The sequence below is a fragment of the Methylocapsa acidiphila B2 genome, assembly GCF_000427445.1.
Classification (GTDB): domain Bacteria; phylum Pseudomonadota; class Alphaproteobacteria; order Rhizobiales; family Beijerinckiaceae; genus Methylocapsa; species Methylocapsa acidiphila.
In genome coordinates, this window is the sequence record NZ_KE386496.1 from 1,073,217 (window position 1) to 1,097,064 (window position 23,848).

Annotated in this window: 22 protein-coding genes, 1 other RNA gene and 1 riboswitch; of the genes, 11 read left to right on the forward strand and 12 right to left on the reverse strand. The window is 62.5% G+C overall.

Translation table 11 applies throughout. The features are described from left to right. The first annotated feature begins 93 nt into the window (after nt 1-93). Nucleotides 94-414, forward strand: a complete 321-nt coding sequence (locus METAC_RS0106810) for an ElaB/YgaM/YqjD family protein (RefSeq protein WP_026606452.1) — start codon at nt 94-96, stop codon at nt 412-414. Continuing rightward, a complete protein-coding gene (locus METAC_RS0106815; protein WP_026606453.1) occupies nt 411-950 on the forward strand; it encodes a phage holin family protein in 540 nt (179 codons plus the stop codon). Before METAC_RS0106810 ends, METAC_RS0106815 begins: the two co-directional genes overlap by 4 nt. A 5-nt stretch (nt 951-955) precedes the next feature. Here METAC_RS0106815 and METAC_RS0106820 read toward each other — a convergent pair whose 3' ends face one another. Continuing rightward, entirely contained in the window at nt 956-1,780 is an 825-nt protein-coding gene (locus tag METAC_RS0106820; protein WP_026606454.1) for a response regulator, read from the reverse strand. Between the two features lie 299 nt (nt 1,781-2,079). Between METAC_RS0106820 and METAC_RS22655 the strand changes: the two genes are divergently transcribed. The 3 genes from METAC_RS22655 to fumC all read left to right on the forward strand — a co-directional run bounded on the left by METAC_RS22655 (nt 2,080) and on the right by fumC (nt 4,603). Next, the gene (locus tag METAC_RS22655; protein WP_036255358.1) at nt 2,080-2,412 is read left to right on the forward strand and encodes a NepR family anti-sigma factor; all 333 of its coding nucleotides are present in this window, start codon (nt 2,080-2,082) and stop codon (nt 2,410-2,412) included. Between the two features lie 74 nt (nt 2,413-2,486). Continuing rightward, nucleotides 2,487-3,047: a sigma-70 family RNA polymerase sigma factor gene (locus METAC_RS22660; RefSeq protein ID WP_036256096.1), complete on the forward strand. Its 561-nt coding sequence runs from the start codon at nt 2,487-2,489 to the stop codon at nt 3,045-3,047. 152 nt (nt 3,048-3,199) lie between these two features. Further along, a complete protein-coding gene (fumC, locus tag METAC_RS0106840; RefSeq protein WP_026606456.1) occupies nt 3,200-4,603 on the forward strand; it encodes a class II fumarate hydratase in 1,404 nt (467 codons plus the stop codon). Between the two features lie 74 nt (nt 4,604-4,677). Here fumC and METAC_RS0106845 read toward each other — a convergent pair whose 3' ends face one another. Both METAC_RS0106845 and METAC_RS22665 read right to left on the reverse strand, forming a co-directional pair. Beyond that, entirely contained in the window at nt 4,678-5,553 is an 876-nt protein-coding gene (locus METAC_RS0106845; RefSeq protein ID WP_026606457.1) for an undecaprenyl-diphosphate phosphatase, read from the reverse strand. A gap of 92 nt (nt 5,554-5,645) precedes the next feature. Next, complete coding sequence (locus METAC_RS22665; protein ID WP_051335429.1) at nt 5,646-6,524, reverse strand: YihY/virulence factor BrkB family protein; 879 nt, start codon at nt 6,522-6,524, stop codon at nt 5,646-5,648. A 110-nt stretch (nt 6,525-6,634) separates the two neighbouring features. Between METAC_RS22665 and METAC_RS0106855 the strand changes: the two genes are divergently transcribed. Then, nucleotides 6,635-7,789: a DNA recombination protein RmuC gene (locus METAC_RS0106855; protein ID WP_026606458.1), complete on the forward strand. Its 1,155-nt coding sequence runs from the start codon at nt 6,635-6,637 to the stop codon at nt 7,787-7,789. A 38-nt stretch (nt 7,790-7,827) separates the two neighbouring features. Here METAC_RS0106855 and METAC_RS0106860 read toward each other — a convergent pair whose 3' ends face one another. The 5 genes from METAC_RS0106860 to ffs all read right to left on the reverse strand — a co-directional run bounded on the left by METAC_RS0106860 (nt 7,828) and on the right by ffs (nt 11,393). Then, complete coding sequence (locus METAC_RS0106860; RefSeq protein WP_026606459.1) at nt 7,828-8,193, reverse strand: VOC family protein; 366 nt, start codon at nt 8,191-8,193, stop codon at nt 7,828-7,830. Between the two features lie 150 nt (nt 8,194-8,343). Next, complete coding sequence (gene recR, locus METAC_RS0106865) at nt 8,344-8,949, reverse strand: recombination mediator RecR (RefSeq protein WP_026606460.1); 606 nt, start codon at nt 8,947-8,949, stop codon at nt 8,344-8,346. 27 nt (nt 8,950-8,976) lie between these two features. Next, nucleotides 8,977-9,300: a YbaB/EbfC family nucleoid-associated protein gene (locus tag METAC_RS0106870; RefSeq protein WP_026606461.1), complete on the reverse strand. Its 324-nt coding sequence runs from the start codon at nt 9,298-9,300 to the stop codon at nt 8,977-8,979. A gap of 51 nt (nt 9,301-9,351) precedes the next feature. Further along, nucleotides 9,352-11,214, reverse strand: coding sequence for a DNA polymerase III subunit gamma/tau (locus METAC_RS22670; protein WP_084143933.1), 1,863 nt, complete (start codon nt 11,212-11,214; stop codon nt 9,352-9,354). A gap of 82 nt (nt 11,215-11,296) precedes the next feature. Beyond that, nucleotides 11,297-11,393, reverse strand: an RNA gene (gene ffs / locus METAC_RS25695) — signal recognition particle sRNA small type. Nucleotides 11,394-11,571: 178 nt separating this feature from the next. Between ffs and nudC the strand changes: the two genes are divergently transcribed. Beyond that, nucleotides 11,572-12,546 carry an NAD(+) diphosphatase gene (gene nudC, locus METAC_RS0106880; RefSeq protein ID WP_026606462.1) on the forward strand — a complete coding sequence of 325 codons (975 nt, stop codon included), beginning with the start codon at nt 11,572-11,574 and terminating at the stop codon, nt 12,544-12,546. A 43-nt stretch (nt 12,547-12,589) separates the two neighbouring features. Beyond that, nucleotides 12,590-13,285, forward strand: coding sequence for a 7-cyano-7-deazaguanine synthase QueC (queC, locus tag METAC_RS0106885; protein WP_026606463.1), 696 nt, complete (start codon nt 12,590-12,592; stop codon nt 13,283-13,285). 50 nt (nt 13,286-13,335) lie between these two features. On the opposite strand, the gene METAC_RS0106890 is transcribed toward queC, so the two are convergent. Together METAC_RS0106890 and METAC_RS0106895 are read right to left on the reverse strand one after the other, a co-directional pair. Further along, a complete protein-coding gene (locus METAC_RS0106890; protein ID WP_026606464.1) occupies nt 13,336-13,791 on the reverse strand; it encodes a hypothetical protein in 456 nt (151 codons plus the stop codon). 51 nt (nt 13,792-13,842) lie between these two features. Further along, nucleotides 13,843-13,905: riboswitch (Fluoride riboswitch) on the reverse strand. Between the two features lie 128 nt (nt 13,906-14,033). Further along, nucleotides 14,034-15,572 (reverse strand): tetratricopeptide repeat protein, encoded by a 1,539-nt coding sequence (locus METAC_RS0106895; protein ID WP_026606465.1) that lies wholly within the window; start codon nt 15,570-15,572, stop codon nt 14,034-14,036. Between the two features lie 466 nt (nt 15,573-16,038). On the opposite strand from METAC_RS0106895, the gene rpsO reads away from it, so the two are divergent. From rpsO to METAC_RS0106920, 3 genes are all read left to right on the forward strand, one after another. Further along, on the forward strand, nt 16,039-16,308 hold the full coding sequence (gene rpsO, locus METAC_RS0106905) for a 30S ribosomal protein S15 (protein WP_026606466.1): 270 nt from the start codon (nt 16,039-16,041) through the stop codon (nt 16,306-16,308). Nucleotides 16,309-16,921: 613 nt separating this feature from the next. Further along, nucleotides 16,922-19,066: a polyribonucleotide nucleotidyltransferase gene (gene pnp / locus METAC_RS0106915; protein ID WP_026606468.1), complete on the forward strand. Its 2,145-nt coding sequence runs from the start codon at nt 16,922-16,924 to the stop codon at nt 19,064-19,066. Nucleotides 19,067-19,374: 308 nt separating this feature from the next. Next, nucleotides 19,375-20,268: an outer membrane protein gene (locus METAC_RS0106920; protein ID WP_051335430.1), complete on the forward strand. Its 894-nt coding sequence runs from the start codon at nt 19,375-19,377 to the stop codon at nt 20,266-20,268. Nucleotides 20,269-20,311: 43 nt separating this feature from the next. Here METAC_RS0106920 and METAC_RS0106925 read toward each other — a convergent pair whose 3' ends face one another. Both METAC_RS0106925 and METAC_RS0106930 read right to left on the reverse strand, forming a co-directional pair. Continuing rightward, complete coding sequence (locus METAC_RS0106925) at nt 20,312-22,522, reverse strand: FAD-dependent oxidoreductase (protein WP_026606470.1); 2,211 nt, start codon at nt 22,520-22,522, stop codon at nt 20,312-20,314. An 81-nt stretch (nt 22,523-22,603) separates the two neighbouring features. After that, nucleotides 22,604-23,812 carry an acetyl-CoA C-acetyltransferase gene (locus tag METAC_RS0106930; RefSeq protein ID WP_026606471.1) on the reverse strand — a complete coding sequence of 403 codons (1,209 nt, stop codon included), beginning with the start codon at nt 23,810-23,812 and terminating at the stop codon, nt 22,604-22,606. Nucleotides 23,813-23,848: the final 36 nt, after the last annotated feature.

The following is a 23,848-nucleotide window of genomic DNA, read 5'->3' on the forward strand; positions in this document are numbered from 1 at the left end:
CCCTGTCGACTTAGGTCCCGCCGGTCGGAAAACGTCCTAATCGCGCTTCGACCGCGGTCCGTCTGCGAGGCAGCTTCGCGAGTGCAAAAGAAAATGTCCAATGCCAAGCCTCCCGAAGACGCCTCGCAGGATATTGCGGCCGATCTGGCAGCCTTGCGGGAAGACTTCGCCAATTTGACCGCTTCGGTCTCGGCGCTTCTTCACGCCGAGGCTTCCGCCAAAGCCGACACGGTTTTGGGAGCCGTCGAGCGCGCGCGGCAAAAAATTTCGGAGACCGCGGCCGAAGCCAAGGATCGCGCGGCGACCGCGGCCCCGGATCTCGAGGCGGCTATTGAGCGCAATCCGCTCACAGCCGTGCTGGTCGCGATGGCCGCAGGATTCCTATTCGGAATGTTGAGCCGCTCGCGCACATGATCGCGCTGTTCGAGCGGATCGCGCGAGGCGCGGCCGCGCCGTTCGAGCAAGTGGGCGAGCGTCTGCTTAAAAAGGGCGCGTTTCTTCTGATTGCGCTCTTTTGCCTGTTCTTCGCATCGGTCTTCTTGACGATCGCCCTTTACGTCTTCGTTCAGAGCCTGGAAGGAAGCGCCATCGCCGCGCTTGGCGTAGGCGGCGCCTATCTATGCGTAGGGCTCATTTGCCTTTTTATCGCCATGAGATCCCGATCCTCAAGGGACGTTCCGGACGCGGCCCCCGCAAAGCTCGCGCAAACGCCCCCACCCGAAGAGCCGGCTCCGCAATTCGCAGCCAATATTGACGGCGCTCTCGGCCCGTTGATCGACATCCTGAGTCGCGGCGGCTACGAGCGCGAGCGGATGGCGGTCGAGACCGGGGCAGCAATCGCCAAGCAGCTCAATCCATTGTCCGTCGTCACGTTCGCGATCGTCGCCGGCTTCATCCTCGGCCGCAGCCTCGGAGGCCCACGCGAGCCGCCGCGCGGCGACGCGAGCTAGCGCGTTCAGACAAGCGCGGCGCTCGCCTCAGGCCGATCCTTGCGATGCGATTTGCGATCGAAAAACAACGCCTGGCTGATCACCGCCTTGAGACTGTCCACGCCGAAAGGCTTGGTCACGAGAAAGGCCGGCTCGGGCGGCGTGCCGGTCAAGTAACGCTCAGGATAGGCCGTGATGAAGATGACCGGCACCGAGAAGGCCGCGAGGATCTCGTTCACCGCCTCGAGGCCCGAACTCCCGTCCGCCAATTGAATGTCAGCGAGGATCAAGCCGGGCCGTTCCTTGCCGACCGTGTCGACGGCCTCTCTATGCGTGCGGGCGACGCCGATGACCCGATGCCCCTGTTCCTCGACCAAAGTCTGGAGGTCGAGCGCAATGAAGGGCTCGTCCTCGATGATGACGACATCCGTCCGAATTTGATTAGCGATCTCCTTGCCGGCGGCGTCGATCAGGGCCGCAGCCTCGTCCAGCGAGCAATCAAGCGTTTGCGCGACCTCGGCGGTGTCGAACCCTTCGAGCGAGCTGAGGAGAAAAGCGATGCGTGGCCGCAGAGTGATGGCGTCGAGATTGCGCTGAGCGCCGACCGCGTCCCCGGAAAACTCGACCTCGTCGACATGCTCATTGACGGGCATGGACGCCCAAACCTTGAGGAAGATGCGATAAAGCGACGTCCGCACGTCGCCGCCTATCTCGAACTCGCCGGGGTCGGCGACGATCGCCTCAAGCGCGGCCAGCACATAGGCGTCGCCCCCGGCCTGCGATCCCGTCAGAGCGCGCGCGAACCGCCGCAGATAGGGAATATAGGAAGAAATGGTCTGAGATACCGACATTGAACATGCCCTTTCGACCGCGGCCTTGGCCACGGCGATCTATTCGGGGGCGCCTTACGATCGCAACAGGCGCGGCGGGCCAGGACAGCTGAAACACGCCGTAATGGTTAAGAAAGGGGTTGAACGCCTGGAACTTTACGCGCCCTCGATGCGTTGGATGCCGACGTTGACGGCAAGTTTGCATGGCGGAAAAGGCTAATCAAGATTACATGGCGGAACAGGCTAATCAAGGCTCTTGAGAAGACACTTGCGCTCGTTGGCTCGATGACGTTCGCAAGCCGGCCGTCACTGGGGGAAGAATGAAAGACAAAGAAAGCCAAAGCAATGGTGGCCAAGTGACGAAGGCGACAAAATCGGGCGGGACGATAAATAAGGGGATCGAATCTTTAGCGGACGCGGCGCTCGGCGAGAAGTGTCCGTCAATGCAGTTACAAGAGGCCGAAGGCGCCAACGCGCTCACTTCGCCGCGCGCCAAAAGGGGGGTGCCCAAGAATGACATCACCGAGCAAATTGGCTTAGGCTTGCGAAGCGTTTATGAGGACGTGCTGGCGCAGCCGGTGCCGGATCGCTTCTTCGAGCTCCTTCGGCAGCTCGAAACAGCCGGAGCGCATTCCAAGAAAGGCGCAACGTGACAGTCACGCACAAGGAACATGCGGGCGACCTGGTCACGGAGGACGCGCCGCCGGCGCAGAGCGCCAGCGCCCAGATGACGGCGGATCTTCTCACCGTCATTCCCAACCTGCGCGCCTTCGCGGTGTCCCTGTGCGGCAATCTCGACCGCGCCGACGACCTCGTCCAGGAGACCCTGGTCAAGGCGTGGAGCAAGCTCGGCTCCTTCGTCGAGGGCACCAATCTGCGGGCCTGGCTCTTCACCATCCTGCGCAACATTTATTATTCCGAATATCGCAAGCGGCGGAGGGAAGTCGCCGATTCTGACGGGGCGATCGCCGCGAGGCTCTCTGCCGCGCCGGCGCAAAACAGCCATATGGACATGCTCGATTTTCGCGCGGCGCTTCAGCAATTGCCGGCCGATCAACGCGAAGCCCTGATCCTAATCGGCGCCTCCGGCCTTTCCTATGAAGAGGCGGCCGGCGTCTGCGGATGCGCCGTCGGCACCATGAAGAGCCGCGTCAATAGGGCCAGAGGTCGTCTCGCCGAGATCTTGTCGATCAGCTCGAGCAGCGAGTTCGGACATGATGGCGATTGGCAGGGGCTCGATCCCGTTCTGTTCGGCCAGCGCTATTCGCATGGCGGCGGAGGCGACTAGCACGTCGATCGGGACGTCAGGATCGTGCTGGTCCGACAATTCGGCCGCACCGGTCGGCTGAAGTCCAACGCCTTGCCCTCCGCAACCTGGCGCGCGACGCTTGAGGGCCGGTTCGATATTCCACAGGTTCAACGCGGTCTGCTGCTGCTCGGATGGAAAACGACGCCAAAACACGGGTCGAATCCGACAGTTTCGGCCCGATCGAGGTTCCCGCCGATCGCTATTGGGGGGCGCAGACACAGCGCTCCCGCATCCATTTCGCGATCGGCGCGGAAAAAATGCCGCTCGCCATCATCCGTGCGCTCGCTCTCGTCAAGCGCATCGCGGCCGAGGTCAATTGCGACCTGGGGCTCTTGCCGCCTCCCCTCTTCAATGCGATCGAAGCCGCCGCGCGTGACATCGAGGAGGGTCGCTTAGACGAAGAATTTCCTCTGCTCGTCTGGCAGACTGGATCCGGCACGCAAACCAATATGAACGTCAATGAGGTGATCGCCAATCGCGCCAATGAAATGCTCGGCGCGCCACGCGGTGCAAAGGATCCGGTTCATCCAAACGATCACGTCAATCTCGGCCAATCTTCGAATGACTGCTTTCCGACGGCCATGCATATCGCCGCGGTCCTGGAGATCAAGCATAGGCTGGAGCCGGCTTTGCGCGATCTGGTTCTGGCGCTGCGGCGGAAGTCCGAGGCCTTCGCCTCGATCGTGAAGATCGGGCGCACCCATATGCAAGATGCGACGCCTGTGACCTTGGGTCAGGAATTCTCCGGTTATGCGGCGCAGGTGGAATATGGGATTGAGAGACTCGAAGCGACTTTGCCAGGCCTCTATCGCCTCGCCCAGGGCGGCACCGCCGTCGGCACGGGGCTCAACTCCAGGCGCGGCTTTGGCGAGGCTTTCGCGGCAAAGATCGCCGCCGTAACGGGACTGCCCTTCGTCTCGGCGCCGAACAAGTTCGAGGCGCTCGCCAGCCATGACGCCTGCCTCTTCACCCATGGCGCGCTGAATACGATCGCCGCGAGCCTTTTCAAGATCGCCAATGACATTCGCCTCGCCGGCAGCGGCCCACGCTCTGGGCTCGGCGAGCTAATCTTGCCGGAAAACGAGCCGGGCTCCTCGATCATGCCGGGCAAAGTCAATCCGACCCAGGCCGAAGCCCTGAGCATGGCGTGCGCCCGCGTCTTCGGAAACCAGACGACGATCGCCTTCGGCGGATCGCAAGGCCATTTCGAGCTCAACGTCTATAAGCCGATCATCGCCTATTGCCTGCTCGAGAGCCTGCGCCTTCTCGCCGATGCCGCAAACAGTTTCCGCGTCTATTGCGTCGAAGGGCTTGAGCCCGATCGCGCGCGGATCGACGAACTGGTGCGTCGATCCTTGATGCTGGTCACCGCGCTCGCGCCTAAAATTGGCTATGACCGCGCGGCGCAAATCGCCAAAGCGGCCCATGCCCACGGCACGACCCTGCGCGAGGAGGCGCTATCCTCGGGCTTTGTCACCGCCGAGGAATTCGACGCCTTGGTTCGGCCGGAGACGATGATCGCGCCGCGCGACTAGATCGCTGGTCGATCCAATGGATGCATCCAATCGAACTGCGGTCAGATCAATAGGTTAGCGCAGTTCCGGACGCTTCAGTTATGTAGCCAGCCGAAATAAACGGCGACAAGAAGATAGACGCCCATGAGGCCGCGATAGACGACGAAGGGCCAGGCAGAAAAATTCTCGAGAATGCGCAAGAGGCCCCAAATCGCGACAAAGGCCGAAATCGACGCGATCACGAGGCCAAAGCCCAGGATGGACCAGCCCTGCGCGTCGAGATGCGCCTTATGCAATTCCCAAATTTCCAGCAGGCCGGCCGCGGCGATCGCGGGGAGCCCGAGAAGAAAAGAGAAGCGCGCCGCCTCGGCGCGCCGGAAGTCGAGGGAGAGGGCCGCCGTCAATGTCGAACCGGAGCGTGAGACGCCGGGGATAAGCGCGCCGATCTGCGCCAGGCCGATGACGAGCGCGTCTTTCAGCGTCGCATGGTCGAGGGTGCGCTTGTGCCGCGAATAAAGCTCCGCGAGCGCCAGAAGCGCGGACATGACGATGCAGGCGATGCCGATGACGACCAGCGAGCGCAAAGGCGAGTTGCAGGCGTTGAGGACCGGCTTGAGCAATTTGCCGGCGATGACGATCGGCACGGTCGCCAGGACGATCCAGGCCGCGAAACGGAAATTCCAATCGTGAAATCTTCCGCGCGCGGCGGCAGCGACCGAGCCGAATAAAAGGCCGCGAACGTCGGGCCAGAAATAGCTGATCACGGCGGCGAGAGCCGCGACCTGCATGGCCGCCGAAAAGGCCGAGCCTGGGTCCTGCCAGCCAAGCAGCGCTGGGACGATCCGCATATGCGCGGTCGAGGAGATCGGCAAAAGCTCAGTCAGGCCTTGAACCACGCCGAGAACGCCCACCTTGGCGTAGCCGAGCGCGACGAAGCCGGTGTCCAGCCCTTCAGTGCAGGCAGAGGCCATGATCTTGTCTTCCCTGGAGGTTTGCGTAACGGGATGCGGCGTGCGGCCTTTTTTCCAGACTCAGACGAGAAGATCAACGCGAAACCTGAGCTTTACTCTTGAACGGGCTCCAATCGGTCGGGAGCAGGCTTTTGGCCGGCGCGTCGGATCGCGGCGTTCAGTTCGCCGCCGAAGATAAAGATCGCGGCGATCATGTAAAGAAACACGATCGCGATCATCACCGAGGCCAAGCCGGCATAGGTCGTGACGTAATTGCGAGCGAATTGCGCGATGTAATTGCCAAAGGCCACGCCGCTGGCGATCCAAAGCGCGAAGGTCAATACGACGCCGGGCGCGATCTCCCACATCGATCGCCGCCCGGCCGGCAATAATCTATGGACGAGGAGCAATGCCAACAAAAGCACCAAAGTCGCGATGCCGAACCGGCTCAAAGTCACGATCTGGGCGAGCGGCTCGAGCGCTGGCGCAAAGCGCAACGCGGCCTTCCATATCAAGGAGCCAAAGACGACCAAGAGGCCGAGGGTCAGCAGCGAGACCGCCCCAACGAGGACATAAGCGATCGATTCGAGCCGCAAAAGCCACCAGGGCCGCGTCTCGATAGAGCCATAGGCGCGGTTGAGCCCGATCCGCAGCGCCTCGACGCCGCTCGCCGAAAAATAGATCGCAAGAACGATGCCTATGGTGAGCAACCCGCCATGCGACAGCGTCAAGACATTATGAATTTCCGCCGCGAGCGGCGCGGCGACGTCCTGAGGCCAAGTCTGAAAAAGGATGCGCACCGCCTCGTCAGCGAGGTTCTTGGAGCCCAAAAAGCCCGCGAGCGCGGTGACGAAAATCAAGAAGGGGAACATCGAGGTCAGGATGGACAAGGCGATATGGCTCGCAATGGCCCAGCCGTCGTCGCGGGAAAAATGGTCCCACGCGTCGCCAATGACGCAAACCGTCGATCGAAACCAGCGCGGAATTTTCATCGGTCGAAGCCTCGACGACGAGAGCCTGAAAGGGTCGTGCCCATCGCTCGCATAAACCATATGTTCTAGATTCGTTCGCGAGCTGAAGCGAATCAGGTAAGCGTTAAGCCATGGAGCGCATCCTTTTCATTCTGAACGGCGCGCCGATCAGGGTCTCGGACGCCATTCTCGGCGCGGCCGGCTTCGCCATAGTGCTTCTGGCGATCCTCGTGCTCGGCCGCGGCGCGCGCGGACGCAGTTCTCCCGAGGCAGCGGAGCGTCAGCGCGCCCTCGAGCGCGGCATGGTCGAGATCACGCGCCAGAACGCCGAGCTCGCCGGGCGCATGCGCAGCGTCGCCGAGATTCTCGGATCGCGCCAAGCCGATCTCGCCCGGCTCGTCTCGGAACGGCTCGACGCCGTCGGCGCGCGCGTCGGCACAGGGCTCGAAGCGTCGAGCAAGACTGCGGGCGAGCATCTGTCCCGGTTGAACGAAAGGCTCGCGGTGATCGATGCAGCCCAGACGCGGCTCGCGGGTTTGACCGAGGAGGTCGTGGGGCTCAAGGAGATTCTCGGCAATAAGCAGGCGCGCGGGGCGTTCGGCCAAGGCCGGCTCGAAGCCATTATTCGCGACGCCTTGCCGGAGCGAGCCTACGCGTTTCAATACACGCTCTCGAACCGGACGCGGCCCGACTGCGTCATCCGCCTGCCCGGCGATCCGCGGCTGATGGTGATCGACGCCAAATTTCCGCTCGAATCCTTCACCGCGCTCAAAGAGGCGGCGGGGGAAGATGCGCGAAAGCAAGCCGCGGCGCGGGTCCGCATTGACGTCGCCAAGCATATTCACGACATCGCAGAGCGCTATTTTATTCCGCAGGAGACCCAGGACGTCGCGCTCCTTTTCATTCCCTCCGAGTCGCTCTACGCAGACCTCAACGAATATTTCGAGGACATTGTTCAAAAGGCGCATCGGCGAAACATCGTCTTCGTCTCGCCTTCGCTTCTCATGATGGCGGTCCAGGTCATCCAGGCGATCACCCGCGACGCCAGGGTGCGCGAGGAGGCTCATGTGATCCAGGCCGAGGCGCGCCGCCTGATCGAAGAGGTCGCCCGACTCAAGACAAAGGTCGCGAAGCTCGACGCGCATTTCAAGAATGCGGGCGACGACGTCGGCCAGATCCTCGCCTCTATCGAGCGCATCGCGAGAACCGGCGAGCGCATCGATCGGATGGATTTCGCGGAGCCGGACCCTGCCGAAGGCGCCGAGCGGCTGAAGGCCGCCGAATAGTCCTTCCGCCGCGCCGCGCGACATCGAAAGACGCGCCGTCACTTCGCCTTCGGCTGCCAAAGCCCGATGGCGGCGCCGGTCGGATCGATGATGATCGAGAAAGACCCGGCGTCGGGCACTTCCGTCACGTCCTGTATCACGGTCGCGCCGAGCGAGGCCGCCCTAGCGGTCGACGCCGCCACATCCGCGACCAACACATAAGGAAGCCAAGCAGTAGGCACGCCAGGCGCAGGCGTCTTCATCAAGCCGCCGCCCGTGCCCTCGCCAACGCCGATCATCGTGTAGGTGAAGCCGGGCGAGATCTCGACGTCGTTGAGCGACCAATCGAACAAGGATCCATAAAACGCCTTGGCCTTGTCGGGGTCCTGGGTCGTGAGTTCGACATGCACGAAAGGATTAGCCATGACCGCTCCTATTTGAACCGCCGAGCCGGAATTGCCGTTACTTGCGGTCCGACCGAGGGGCTGAGGCGTCAGATAAAGCTTCTCTGATGACGCCCCGGTGACGAACATTCCGAAAAACGCGCGCCGTCCGGGGAGCCTAAAAAGGGACGGTCAAAACTCCGTCCGGCTTCGGATCGCCGCAGCGAGCGTGCCCTCGTCGAGATAGTCGAGCTCCCCGCCTACCGGCACGCCATGGGCGAGACGCGTGGTCCTAACGCTCAATGGCGCCAAGAGATCCGTGATGTAATGGGCAGTCGTCTGTCCGTCGACAGTGGCGTTGACGGCCAAAATCACCTCCTTGACGCGGTCCGCCTCGACCCGATCGACCAGGCTCGCGAGATTGAGGTCCTTCGGGCCGACTCCATCGAGCGGCGATAGGACGCCGCCAAGGACGTGATAGCGGGCGCGCAAGGCCGCCGCGCGCTCGAGCGCCCAGAGATCGGCGACGGTCTCGACGACGATAAGCGTGTCGCGATCGCGTCGATCGTCCGCGCATAGGGTGCAAGGGTCGCGCGCATCAATGTTGCCGCAGACCGAGCATGTCACGATCTTCTCGCGCGCCGCCTGAAGCGCGTCGGCGAGAGGACCGAGCAGTTCCTCGCGCTTGCGGATCAAATGCAGCGCGACGCGGCGCGCGGAGCGCGGCCCAAGGCCCGGCAGGCGCGCCAGCAGCTGGATCATGCGCTCGATCTCGGGACCGGCGATTCGCTCCGCCATCAGGTCGAGGACCTCACGACCGCCGGATCAAAACGGCAACTTCATTCCAGGCGGCAAAGCCAAGCCAGCGGTCACACTTTTCATCTTTTCGTCCATCAGGCGCTCCGCTTTTTTGCGCGCATCCTCATGGGCCGTGACGATCAGATCCTCCAGAATCTCCTTTTCGCCGGGCTGCAGAAGCTGGGCGTCGACATTGACGCGCTTGAGCTGCCCCTTCGCGCTCAAAACGACCCGCACCATGCCGCCGCCCGACTCGCCTTCAACCTCGGACCGCTCCATCTCGCTCTGGATTTCCTGGACCTTCTCCTGCATGGCCTGCGCTTGTTTCATCAGGCCCAACATGTCGCGCATGGAGTTTCCTTTTTCATGTTGTCGGGGTCGAACCCGCGGACTATTGCCCAATCAAAATTCGGAGTCGGCGTTGAGGTCGTCGATAAAGCCGATCTCTTCATCGCCCGCCGTGGGCTCTGGAGGGGCCGGGCTCGCGACCGCCTCGGCGGGGCGCACGGCGACGATCTCGGCTCCCGGAAAATAGGCAAGCACGCTTCGCACCAAAGGATCGGCGCTGAGCCCGCTCTTGGTTTCCAGGGCCTTGGCTTCCTCCTGCTCCTTTAGGCTAGGCGCGCCAACTTCGCGCGAAATCGCGACGAGCCAACGCTGGCCCGTCCATTCCTGCAGACGCCGCATCAGATTTTGCGCCAATTGCGGCGACGCGCCGGGCGCTGGCGAAAACTCGATGCAGCCTTCCTCGAAACGAACAAGTCGTACGTCTCGTTCGAGCGCCAGCTTCAATTGTATGTCACGAATGCGCGCCGCCTGCGCGACAACGTCTTCAAAACATACGAGCCTTATCCCCGGCGGGGCGTCAGCCAGCTGCGGCTGGATTGCCGCCATGGCCCGCGTTTGGCCGCCCAATGCGGCGACCGGCTCGTTCCGAGTCGGCGCAGCTTTTTGACCAGACGACGCCCCCTGCGCTTGACCAGGCGCGGCGGAAAGCCGCCGCAAAGCCTCGTCCGGCGTCGGCAGATCGGCCGCATAGGCGAGGCGCACCAGGACCATGTCGGCGGCGGCGAGCGGGCGCGGCGAATCCTTCACTTCCGCCTGGCCCTTCGCCAGCAATTGCCAGGCGCGGGTTAGGACCGGCGTCGAGAGCGTCTCCGCGAAGATCTTGCCGCGCGCGCGTTCGTCCGGCGAGAGGGTCGCATCCTGCGCGGCCTCCGGCGCGAGCTTGAGGCGGGTCACGAGATGCGTGAATTCAGCGAGTTCGACAAGCACCTCGGCCGGGTCGGCGCCGCGATCATACAGATCTTTCAAGAGGCCAAGCGCCGCGGCGATCTTCCCGCTCAACGCCGCCTCGAACAAATCGACGATCAGACCCCGATCGGCGAGGCCGAGCATCAGACGCAGGCTTTCGGCCGAAATATGCGCCGCGCCGGCCCCATGCGCGATCGCCTGATCGAGAAGCGAGAGCGCGTCGCGGGCCGAGCCCTCGGCGGCGCGGGCGATCATCGCCAGCGCGTCCTCGTCGACCGAGACGGATTCCTTGGAGCAGATCGCGGCGAGATGCTTGATCAGCGCCTCGGCCTCGATGCGGCGCAGATCGAACCTTTGGCAGCGCGAGCGCACGGTGACGGGAACCTTGTCGATCTCGGTCGTCGCGAAAAGAAATCGGACGTGATCCGGTGGCTCCTCCAACGTCTTCAACAGGCCGTTGAACGCCTGCTTCGAAAGCATATGCACTTCGTCGATGATATAGACTTTGGTCCGCGCCATCACCGGCCGGTAGCGCGCGCTTTCGATGATCTCGCGCACGTCGTCGATGCCGGTGTGCGAGGCCGCGTCCATCTCAACGACGTCGATATGACGCGATTCGATGATCGCCTGGCAATGGACGCCGAGCTCCGGCATATGGATCGTCGGGCGGGCGATCGCGGGACGGTCGCCGCGCGCCGGCAGCTCATAATTGAAGGCCCGCGCCAGAATGCGCGCCGTCGTCGTCTTGCCAACCCCGCGGACGCCCGTCAGGATATAGGCTTGATGGATGCGATCGAGGTCGAAGGCGTTCGACAGGGTCTTGACCATGGCCTCCTGGCCGATCAGATCCTCGAAGCCCGTCGGTCGATATTTCCGCGCGAGAACGCGATAGACGCTCTTGCCGGGATCCGCTTGCGCCGACTCGATTTGGCTGAAGCCTAGCGGCAGGCTCGCATCGGCGTCGGACCGATCCTCTGCGTCGGACCCGTCTTGCCTGCGATTCTCTTGCATCGCGCCGCCAATGTAGAGGAAAAGGCCCAAAGCGCGCACGATCCGCGCGCGAGAAGGCGCGGCGGGCGCCCGAGGCGTCAAAGGTGGGAGGCTGGACAGAGACCCGCCCGGTCTCGTTAGGGCTGCTTCCTTCCGGACCTGACCCGGTTGGCGAGTGGTGCGTCCACCGCCAACCTCCCGCCCCCTATTTGGACCGTCGGCGCAAATTTCGCAACACGTTCGACGCAGAAGTTCGACGCAATATGTTCGCCGCGCGCGTTCCCTGCGAGACGCGAGTTGGATTAGGCCGGCGACGCAGCTAGTTTCCCGCGTGAGCCCAGGCTTGACCTTGGAATTTTCATCCGGCGAGGAAGGCCGATGCAAGACCGCCAATTTCCTCCGCCCCGTCCGCCAGAGCCCTCGGCAAGCGCCGGATTCGCCGTGAACCGCCTCGACCGCAGATCCGAGCGTCGCGACGACGCGGACTGGATCGACGCGCTGAAGCAGGCCCCCGGCGCTCGCGTTCTCGTGCTGTCCGGCGAGATCCCGGTTTTGAAAAAGGCCTCGGAACACCATGCTGCTCCATTCACGCTCGACGAAGCCGCAGGTCTCGGCGCGATGCGGGAAATCGCCTTTCTCGGTCTGGACGGCGATGCGCCCCTGTTCGCCGCTCTGATCGACGCAAGAGCGCCCGAAGAGGACCTCAACCGCGAGGATATCGCGATGGTCGATCTACGCTCGATCGCGACGCAAGATCTTCTACCCGTCGAGATGCTCGGCGCTTTCGCTCAAGCCAAGAGCCTCATGCATTGGCACGCGACGCACCGGTTCTGCGCGAATTGCGGCGCGCCGACTCGTCTCGCCGCCGCCGGATGGCGGCGCGCTTGCGACGCTTGCGGGAAGCAGCATTTTCCGCGCACAGATCCCGTGGTGATCATGCTTGTCGTGAATGGAGGAGACTGTCTCTTGGGGCGCCACGTCGGCACGGTCCGCGCGGGCTATCCGAAAGGAACCTATTCCTGCCTCGCCGGCTATGTCGAATCCGGTGAAACCTGCGAGGATGCGGTCCGGCGCGAAGTTTTCGAGGAGGCCGGGATCAAGATCGGGCGAGTCGACTATTACGCCTCGCAGCCCTGGCCGTTTCCCGCCACGCTGATGATCGGCTGCATCGCCGAGGCGATCGGCCGCGACGTTCAGATCGATCCCAAGGAAATCGAGGACGCCCGCTGGTTCAGCCGTGAGGAAGCCGAGCTTATCCTGACCGACGCCCATCCAGACGGGCTCAGGTGCCCGCCCAAACTTGCGATCGCCAATCTATTGATCTCGGCATGGGTCTCTGGAGAAGCGCGCTGAAACGCCGGCCTTTGGAGATTTGGTCCATGAACGAGATTGGTCGATGAACGAAAAGGCCCTCGTGCTTTTCTCCGGCGGGCAGGACTCGACGACCTGCCTCGCCTATGCGCTCGACCGCTACGCCTATGTCGAAACGATCGGATTCGATTATGGCCAGAGGCATCGGATCGAACTCGACCAACGCCCGGCGATCCTGGACGCGCTTAGCCGCGGCTTTCCCGCCTGGCGCGACCGGCTTGGTCCCGACCAGATCATCCCCATCGAGGCGTTGCCCGGACTCTCCGCCACGGCCCTGACCCAGGAGGTCGAAATCGCCCTCGACGCAAACGGCCTGCCGAACACATTTGTGCCGGGGCGCAATCTCTTGTTCCTGACTTTCGCTGCCGGGCTCGCCTATCGGCGCGGCGTACGTCGGATTGTCGGAGGCATGTGCGAAACCGACTTTTCCGGCTATCCCGACTGCCGCGACGATTCGATCAAAGCGATGCAAATCGCTCTAAACCTCGGCATGGACGCCCGGTTCATCGTCGAGACCCCCCTGATGTGGCTCGACAAAGCCGACACTTGGCGGCTGGCGGAAGGATTGGGCGGCGCCGCGCTCGTCGACCTCATCGTCGAGACGACCCACACTTGCTATCTCGGCGAGCGCGGCGTCCGGCGAGAATGGGGCTATGGCTGCGGATCTTGTCCCGCCTGCCTCCTTCGCGCCGAAGGCTGGCGGAAATACAAGGGCCTCTGACCGGCGCGACAGTCCGCGCCGGATCGCGCTAAATCAGCAATTTGCGAAAATTATTCGAAGACCAGCTGCACATGCGTGAAGGCGCGGCTGAAAAAGTCGGTCGGGAGATAGCAATAGGGATTGGTCGCGATCGGAGCTTCGCGGCAATTATGGTGTTCTCCGGCCCATTCATATCCCGCCTGGTTCAGACAGGCGACGATCGTCTGACGAATTTCCGGGCTGTTATGCGTCCCTCTTTGTTCGGGATGGGCGGCCTCGCCCACGAGCTCGCAGGCGGTCACCTGCTGCTTCTGAGCTTGGAAGAAGAAATTGCTGACGCTGTTGCCGCTGAGAAACATGAGTTCCAGCGTTCCAATGAGCGCGATGCCGCCGACCAAGGCGCCAATGGCCTGAAGCTTGGTCTTATAGAATTGATAATTGAATAGGGTGAGGAGGCCGCTGGCGATCAAGCCCCCGCCGACGATGATCATGACGGGCGCCAAAAATATCGAAACGTCTTGTTCCATAACCACACTCTCCAAAGCATAACGACCCGCCGGCGCTCCGCGGGAGCGCCGTGTTTAATAGGAGTCATCAGCCGGACCGGCGGTTAGAGGGGGCACCCCATCCCCTGGCCGCGCGGCGACGCCGAGCGGCCTTATGTGCGCCCTGTACCGCGACCTCCGCCCTGTGTCAAAAACACGCGCACGCGGCGGAATGACGCAGCCAGCAAAATCCGGCCGCTGGCGAAGCTCCCCAAGAAGCCGCATCAAGTCCGCGCGAGAGCCTCGCGAAGCGTTTTCTGCGCATTCTCGGCCGCTTGAATATCTTTCTTGGCGCCGCCGCCTTTGATCGCGGCGACGGCAACGTCCACCAAGGCGAGCGCTTCTCCGAGTAAGCTACGATTCCGGCTCCGGCTCGAAAGAGAGCCCAGGACATAGGCGAGATTGACCTGAATTTTCGCCCTCTCGAGCGGCGGCGCGTCGGGGCCTTGAAGAGCGAGCGCCGTGCGATAGGCTTCCGCAGATCTCTCGAGCGCCCCGGGGGTCTCTTCGCGGGCGCTCATTGCTAGGAGCGCATCGCCGAGCGCCGCGTTGGTCGCGGCGGCGCTCGATGGATCGAGATCGCCCGCGCCGCCGTTGACTGCCGCCTCATAGGCCTCGACCGCCTGCCGAAGCGCTTCTTGTCCGTCCGTGCGCGCGCCCAGGGCCTCGAGCGCATCGCCGAGATTGGCCTGCGTCATCGCCCATAGCATCGGGGCTGTCTCTCTCGTCCATTCCTGAAGCGCGGCGCGATAGGCCTCGACCGCGGGACGAAGCCTGTCTCCTTCGCCCTCGTCTTCGCCGAGGGCGAGCAAGGCGTCCCCCAGGCTATTTTGCGTCTTCGCCCAATCGAAAGGCGCGCGCTCCCTCGTCCATTCCTCCAGCGCGGCGAGATAAGCGTCGATTGCTTCCTCCACCCGATCTGGATCCTTTTCCGACAGGCCGAAAGCTAGGCACGCCTCGCCGAGACAATATTGGCACTCCGCCCAATCGAGCGGCGCCGCCGCGCGCGCAACCAAATCGAGGGCGCCGCGATAGGCGTCGATCGCCTCGACAAAATTCCGCCAATCGGCGTCAGCGGAGGCGGCGGCGAGAAGCGCTCGCCCCTGCTCCATGCGCAGCCGCCATTTTTTTAAGGGGTCCGCGCCATCGGCCAACGCCGTTTCGAGCGATGCCTCGGCGGCGCAATAGGCTTCGGCCGCCGCGCGATAGTCGAGCAGCAGATGGTCGATCGAAGCGGCGGCGACATAACGCTCGGCCCGCGCGCCCGCGCCGACGGCATCGTCCGCCGCGTGGAACAACAGTTGTCTCGCGGAGGCGAGATCACCGCGGTCGAAGCAAGCCAAGGCCTCAGCCTGGACATTGGACTCGCCCTGAGAGAAAGCGTCGCTCGCCGCCAGTCTCGCGCGCAATTCAGCCATGCGATCAAGCGCGCCTTGCATCCGTCCGGGAATGTCGGCGTCAGATACCCCAGCCTCGCGCAAATAAGCGTGAAGTCCCTGCAAGGAGGCCGCCGTCACGCCTTTTTTCGCGGCCTCGCCGGCGAGTTCCTCGCAGATCGCCGCCCCTCCTCCGTCCTGGCCCGAATGCGCGATCGCCAGCACGCCATGCGCCTGCGCGCCTTTTCGTTGGACGCTGAAGCAGGCTTTTGCGGCGCAAGCGGCGCACCATAGGAAAATGCAAAAAGCGGTGGCCACGGGGATGAATTGCTCGAGCCTTTCCCCAGGAAGCCTTTTGGAAAATTCTCGGAAAATATCCAAGATCATTATAAATAGTCCCACTCTTAAAAATAGATCATCGCTGAGTTAGCGTCATCGTAGGACGCTCAGCCAAACAAGAGGTGAAATATTGCGATGAATAATGGCTTCCATTACGCAGCGGCATTTGGCGCAGTTTCCGCTACGGCGCGGCGGATTCCGTGTTGCTGAAAAACCTACCGAACGAAAATGAGATTGCGCCAGGCCGAGAATCCAACGTTGAAATCTAAAACCGCCGCGTCGAGGCGATCTCCAAGCGCCGTCAACCGCGAAGCGACGGCGATTCGCGCGAGCCTCTTCCCTTGCCGCCCGTTTCGTGTATAGGGAGCAATCCGCAATCATTGCGCGGCCCAACTGCCGAAACCCCGCTGGACGACATCCCGGCCGGGCGGCGCGGCTGGAAAAACCCCCAATGGCGAACGGATGAGGCGCTTCTCGGCGCCTCCTGTCGTCACTTCATCGAAAGGTCTGACCGATGTCGATTACAGCGGAGCGCAAGCAAGCGCTCGTGAAGGAATATGCGCAAAAATCGGGCGATACCGGCTCGCCGGAAGTTCAAGTTGCGATCCTGACCGAACGGATCGCCAATTTGACCGAACACTTCAAGACTCATGTCAAGGACAATCATTCCCGGCGCGGCTTGCTCAAGCTTGTCTCCCAGCGCCGTCAGCTCCTAGACTATGTCAAGGCGAGGGACGAGCCTCGCTATAAATCCTTGATCGAACGCCTCGGCATCCGCCGATAGCTTCGATTCGGAGCCTTCCGGCCGGACTGCGTCAAATTCGGCGCAAAGGGCGCCAGGCGCGTTTCGCAACCCTGGAAGCCAAAGCCCTGTCGTTAGGCTCCGATGGCCAGAATTCTTCGCCTTCCGCGCGCATTGCGCGGCGACGAATTTTCGGCCTAACTGAGAGTCTCGAAAGCTTTTTAAAGCGCTGATCCTTCGAGGTGATGTCGGTTTGCCGGCGCTTCAACCGAAATGGGACAGAGCGCGAAAGAGTCCTCGACTCATAAGAGACGCAGCAGCGTCCGCTGAGACATGGTAGGACGTCCTGTCCCGATTCGAGCCTGCGGCGCGTTTCTGCGTCGTCTTGAATCGATCTCGAAGCTCTTCGAAAGCTCGAGCAAAGCATAGAGCGGCATGGGACTTCATCACCGCCTCTCTATTTTAGCCGAAGCGACCAAGCGTCGCTCCGATGGGCGCGGCGGCAAGGGGTCGCCGCTCCACAACCAGGTGAGGAGAGCGCGCCATGGCAGGATCGCCAGGCGCTGTCTCGAGCGGTCATCCGCTCTCGCGACAGCTTCTAGCCGTCTTGCTCTGGCTTTCATCCTCGCCTTTCCACAAGAAGAAAGACGAATGAATGTTTGAAATCCATCGTGAAGAAATCGACTGGGCCGGGCGTAAGCTCGTGCTTGAGACCGGCAAGATCGCCCGTCAGGCGGACGGCGCCGTCGTCGCCACCTACGGCGAAACCACTGTTCTCGCGACGGTCGTTTCCGCCAAGGCGGCAAAGCCCGGCCAGGACTTTTTCCCGCTAACTGTCAATTACCAGGAAAAAGCCTTCGCTGCGGGGCGCATTCCCGGCGGCTACTTCAAGCGCGAAGGACGCCCTTCGGAAAAGGAGACGCTCGTCTCCCGCCTGATTGACCGCCCGATCCGCCCGCTTTTTCCCGAGGGCTACCGCAATGACACGCAGGTCGTCGTGACCGTGCTGTCGCATGACCTCGAAAATGATCCGGACATTCTGTCCATGGTCGCGACCTCAGCGGCGCTGACTTTGTCCGGCATTCCATTCATGGGGCCCGTCGGCGCAGCGCGCGTCGGCTTCATCAATGGCGCCGTGAAACTCAACCCGACGATCGAGGAATTGAAAGACTCTGCCCTCGACCTCGTCGTCGCCGGCACGGGCGACGCCGTGCTCATGGTCGAATCCGAGGCCAAGGAGCTTTCCGAGGCGACCATGCTCGAAGCCGTGATGGCCGGCCACCGCGGCTTTCAGCCCGTCATCGACGCAATCATCCGGCTCGCCGAGCGCGCCGCCAAGGAGCCCCGCGATTTGATCGTGGCCGACCATTCCGAGGTCGAGGCGGCGGTGCGCCAGATCGCCGAGGCCGATTTGCGCGAGGCCTATAAGATCACCTCGAAGCAAGACCGCTACGCTGCAGTCGACGCGGTCAAGGCGAAGGTCGCCGCAGCGCTGTTCTCGACCGAGGACGAGACCAAATTCTCCAAGGAAGAGGTCGCCGCGGTCTTTCACGACCTGCAAGCCAAGGTCGTGCGCTGGAACATTCTCGACGTCGGAATCCGGATCGACGGCCGCGACGTCAAAACGGTTCGGCCGATCCTCGCGGAAGTCGGCATTCTGCCGCGCACGCATGGCTCGGCCCTGTTCACGCGCGGCGAGACGCAGGCCCTGGTCGTCGCGACCCTCGGCACTGGCGAGGACGAGCAATTCGTCGACAGCCTGGAAGGCACCTACAAGGAGCGCTTCCTGCTTCACTATAATTTCCCTCCCTATTCGGTCGGCGAGACCGGCCGCATGGGCTCCCCGGGCCGGCGCGAGATCGGTCATGGCAAGCTCGCCTGGCGCGCGATCCATCCCATGCTGCCGACTGCGGCGGAATTCCCCTATACGGTGCGGATTGTCTCCGAGATCACCGAGTCTAATGGGTCATCCTCTATGGCGACCGTCTGCGGCTCCTCGCTCGCCTTGATGGACGCCGGCGTGCCCTTGAAGCGGCCGACCGCCGGCATCGCCATGGGCTTGATCTTGGAAGGCGAGCGCTTTGCGGTGCTTTCCGACATACTTGGCGACGAGGACCATCTCGGCGACATGGATTTTAAGGTGGCCGGCACCGAGGAGGGCATCACCTCCTTGCAGATGGACATCAAGATCACCGGCATCAACGAGGAGATCATGCGCGTCGCCCTCGATCAGGCGAAAGCGGGCCGGCTCCACATTCTCGGCGAAATGGCGAAGGCGCTCACCGGCGCGAGGGCTGAGCTCGGCGAGTTCGCGCCGCGCATCGAAACCTTCAAGATCGCGACCGACAAGATCCGGGAAGTGATCGGCACCGGCGGCAAGGTCATCCGCGAAATCGTCGAGAAGACCGGCGCCAAGATCAATATCGAGGACGACGGAACCGTGAAGGTCGCCTCGTCCGACGCCAATTCGATTCGCGCCGCCATCAATTGGATCAAATCCATCGCAAGCGATCCCGAAGTCGGGCAGATCTATGACGGCACGGTCGTCAAGGTCGTGGATTTCGGCGCCTTCGTGAATTTCTTCGGCTCGAAGGATGGTCTCGTTCATATTTCTCAACTCGCCAAGGGACGGGTCGCGAAATCCTCCGACGTCGTGAAGGAAGGCGACAAAGTCAAGGTCAAGCTTCTTGGCTTCGACGATCGCGGCAAGGTGCGCCTCTCGATGCGGATCGTCGATCAACAGACCGGCGAGGATCTCGAGGGCAAGGAAAAGCTCGAGCAGCAAGACGCTGACATTTGAGCGACTCCGTAGGATGATCTTGGATCGAAGCGATCCAAGATCCTACAAGCGAAGATCAGCAAACAGATCGATTCGGATTATTGGGAGCGGGATGCGGGCGGAACGCCTGCTCCCGCCTTTCCTTTTTCCGGCCTGGCTAAGCAAGCCGCTCCTTAAAGCGGGATCGGTTGAAATGCCCCGCCCAGGTCGTGGCTCATCCGCAACAGCAATTTGAAATCCATGGCTTTGGGCAGAGCCGAGCTTGCCGAATGCGCAGCGAACCGCTTTTGATTGTCTCCTAAGAACGTCTTGGAGCAGGAGCTAGGGCCGTGCGCATTCACGCCATCATGGATAAGAGAAAGACCGCCGCGGCTTCCGTCACCATGCGCCGCCGTGCATGCGTCGCTGTCTCGACATTGGCCGCAGCCGCGTCTCTAGCGCTCTGCGCTGCCGGCACAGGCCATGCAGCCGATCTTCCTTCCAGGGTAAGCGAGCCGGTCTTCACGCCGCCTCCGCCGCCGCCGGCTTTCAGTTGGACCGGCTTTTATGCCGGCGTGAACGTCGGCTACGGAATCGATCATTTCGCCTTTCCATATATTGTCACCTCAGGCGACTTTAACGCGACCTTTCAGGGCCGCAGCGGCATCACGGCGAGCGGTCCTCTCGGGGGTGTGCAGGTGGGATTCAACTATCAACTGCCGTTCGGGGTCGTGCTTGGCGTCGAGGTCGACAACGCCTGGAGCGGCATCCGAGGCCAGACCACTGTCAACGGCGTCCTCGTCGGCGGAGACAGATATGGCAGCGCGACATTCGGCTCGAAATTTCTCGACTTCGCGACGGCGCGCGGACGCATAGGCTATGCGTTCGACCGTTTCATGGTCTATTTCACAGGCGGAGCGACGCTTGGTTCTGTGAACACATATTATAGCGCCGCGACAGGTGCGCCTTTCTACGCCAGCGGATCGAGCACCTCGACGCGCTCCGGCCTCTTGCCGCATGTGGGCGTGGTTGGCATCGGCGGCGAATACGCCGTCACCAACAATATCACCGTAAAGGCCGAATATTTGTATGATTTCATCAATGCGCGAAACACGAATTTCTCGACGCCCGCCGGCGCCGTGAATTTCGGCACGCGCACCATGTATCATATCGGCCGCGTCGGCTTGAACTATAAGTTCGATTGGCTGTCGCCTTCGGCAACGCCCGTCGTCGCCAAATATTGAAGAGCGCCCTTCCTTCGCCGAAGCGCGCAACGCCTGCTCGCGCTCAGGCGACGCGCTTCGCCTCGTTGGCGAAACGGCCATAGAAGGTCTCGTGGCCTCTGGCCATGTCGATCAGGATTTGCGGGGGCGTGAAGCGCGGCCCGTATTTGCGCCTGAGCTCATCGCAAAGCACGACGAAATTCGCCGCGCCCATTCCATCAATATAGCTGAGGACCCCGCCGGTGAAAGGCGCGAAGCCAAAGCCGATGATCGAGCCGACGTCGGCCTCGCGCGGATCGGTGACGACGCCCTCCTCGATCGCCCGCGCCGCTTCGAGCGCTTGCGCCACGAGGAAGCGCCGCTTGAATTCGGCGATGTCGATCCGATCGGGATCGAGCTTGGCTTTCTGAAAATCAGCGAGGCCCGGCCAGAGGAATTTCGGACCCTGGGCCGGATAATCGTAAAAGCCCTTGCCGTTCTTGCGACCGAGCCGGCCATGACCCTTGACCATCGCCCGAAGCAAGGCTTCCTGATCCGCGTCAACCGCCGCCTCGCCGAGATCCTGCTTCGTCGCTTCAAGGATTTTCAAGGCGAGATCGAGCGCCACCTCATCATTGAGCGCGAGCGGCCCAACCGGCATTCCAGCCATTTTCGCGACATTCTCGATCAGCGCCGGCGGCGCGCCCTCGAGCAGCATGAGATGGCCTTCCCGAATGTAATTGCCGACGCAACGATTGGCGAAGAAGCCGCGCGAATCATTGACGACGATTGGCGTCTTCTTGATCGCGCGAATAAAATCCAACGCTACGGCGAGCGCGCGATCGCCGGTCTTCTCGCCGAGGATGACTTCGACGAGCGCCATTTTTTCGACCGGCGAGAAAAAGTGAATCCCGATGAATTGCTCGGGCTCGGCGTAAGCCTCCGCGAGAGAGCCGATCGGCAAGGTCGACGTATTCGAGGCGAAGACGGCGTTCGGCCCGAGGGCGAGACGCGCTTTGCGCGTGACGTCGGCCTTGATCGCGCGATCCTCGAAGACCGCCTCGATCACCAGATCCGCGCCGGCGAGATCTTCGTAGTCGGCGCTGGGCTTGATCCGGCCGAGCAGCGCCTCCTTCTCGGCGGTTTTGGCGCGGCCCTTCAGCACTTGCCCGGAGATGAGCTGATCGCAGACGGATTTACCTTTGTCCGCCGCGGCCTGATCGCGATCGATCAACACGACGTCCATGCCGGCGCCGGCGGTCACATAGGCTATTCCGGCGCCCATGAAGCCCGCGCCGATCACGCCTACTTTCTTGATTGGGGCGGCAGGCGCATGGGCCGGACGGCGCGCCCCCTTGTTCAATTCCCCCATCGACACAAACAAGGTGCGGATCATCGCCGCCGCTTCCGGCGACCGCAGGATCTTTGCGAACCAGCGTGATTCGACGCGTAGCGCAAGATCCATGGGCAGTTGCAGGCCCTCATAGACGCTGTGGAGAATAGCCTTCGCCGCGGGATAATTATCGTGCGTTTCGCGCCGATAAATCGCGTTCGCAGCCGGCCAGACCATCATGCCCTGCGGAGAGAACACCTTGCCGGAGGGCAGCTTGAATGTGCTCTCATCCCAAGGCGCGACGCCTTTGCCGCCGCCGGCGATAAAGGACTTGGCCCTGGCGAGAATCTCCCCGGCCGGCGCGGCCTCATGCACGAGATTCATCGTCTTGGCAGCCTTCGGCCTGATCTGCTCTCCTTTGAACAACATCTGTAGAGCGTCGCCCGTGTGCATCAGCCGCGCGACCCGCTGGGTTCCGCCCGCACCAGGGAATAGGCCAACCTTGATTTCCGGCAAGCCGACCCGCGCCTTGTCGACGTCGGCGACGACGCGGTAATGGCAGGCGAGCGCAAGCTCGAAGGCGCCGCCGAGACAAAGTCCGTTGATCGCCGCGGCGAAGGGCTTGCCGCATGTCTCGAGCTTGCGATAGACGAGCGACAAGCGCCGCGAAGCCTCGAAAAATAGCCTCGCGGCCTCCTCTTCGCCTTTGTCCCGCAGCGCCTTCCGATATTCGGCGGCTGCGACCTGAAGCATCGAAAGATCGGCGCCGCCGGAGAAGGTCTCCTTGCCAGATGTGATGACGCAGCCCTTGATTGCGGCGTCGGCGGCGACATGCTCGACGACTTTTTCGAGCTCATCGATCACGTCGGGCGTGATGACATTCATCGACCGGCCGGGCATGTCCCAAGTCAACAGGGCGACGCCGTCCGAATCCGTCTCGAGGCGGAAATTTGTGAGATTCATCAGCCCGTCCCCACGCTATCAACTCGCCTCGACCTAATTCTTCGGGCGATCGGTCGCTGTCCTCGCGACCTGCGGCCAAAACTACGTCCGCTCGATAATCGTCGCCGTGCCCATGCCGGCGCCGATGCACAAGGTGACGAGCGCCGTCGCCTTGCCAGAACGTTCGAGTTCGTCGAGCGCGGTTCCGAGCAATATCGCGCCCGTCGCCCCGAGCGGATGGCCCATGGCGATCGCGCCGCCGTTCACATTGACCTTTTCCACATCGAGATCGAACGCTTGAAGATAGCGCAACACGACCGCGGCGAAGGCTTCGTTGATCTCGAAGAGATCGATGTCGGCGAGCGTCATCTTGGCCCGCGCCAAGACCTTTTTCGTCACGTCCACCGGCCCGGTCAACATCATCGCCGGCTCCGAACCGATATTGGCGAAAGCGCGAATTTTCGCGCGCGGCTTCAGGCCCGCCGCGCGCCCCGCTTCGGCGGAGCCGAGGAGAACCGCGGCGGCTCCGTCGACGATGCCGGAGGAATTGCCCGCATGGTGAACATGGACGATCTTTTCAATCTCTGGATGCGCGTCGATCGCCACCGCGTCGAAACCGCCCTGCTCCGCCAACATCACGAAGGACGGCTTCAAACCCGCGAGCGACTGCATGTCGGTCGACGGCCGCATATGTTCGTCCTTGGCGAGAAGGGTGAGCCCGTTGACGTCGCGCACCGGCGCGATCGCCAGATCGAACCGGCCCTGCTCCCAAGCGCTCGCGGCCCGCTGCTGCGAGCGGACGGCATAGAGATCGACGTCGTCGCGGGAAAAGCCATATTTGGTCGCAATCAAATCGGCTGAGACGCCCTGCGGCATGAAATAAGACTTAATCGCGATCGCAGGATCGACCGGCCACGCGCCGCCCGATGCGCCGAGGCCGACGCGGCTCATCGATTCAACGCCGCCGCCAATGGTCAAATCATGCTGCCCCGCCATGACCTGCGCGGCCGCGAAATTGACCGCATCTAGGCCAGACGCGCAAAACCGATTGATCTGCACGCCCGGTACATGATCGCCGTAATCGGCCGTGAGGGCGGAAGCGCGCGCGATGTCTCCGCCTGCCTCGCCGACGGGATCGACGCAACCGAGAATCACATCATCGACGAGCTTCGTGTCGAGGCCGTTACGATCCTTGACCGCGCGCAGGACCCCGCTCGCGAGGCCGAGGCTCGACACCTCGTGTAAGGCGCCGTCCGGCTTGCCGCGGCCGCGCGGCGTGCGGACGTGATCATAGATGAAGGCTTCCGCCATCTTGCTTTCCTCGCTTCGCGCCGACCCGCTCGGAAA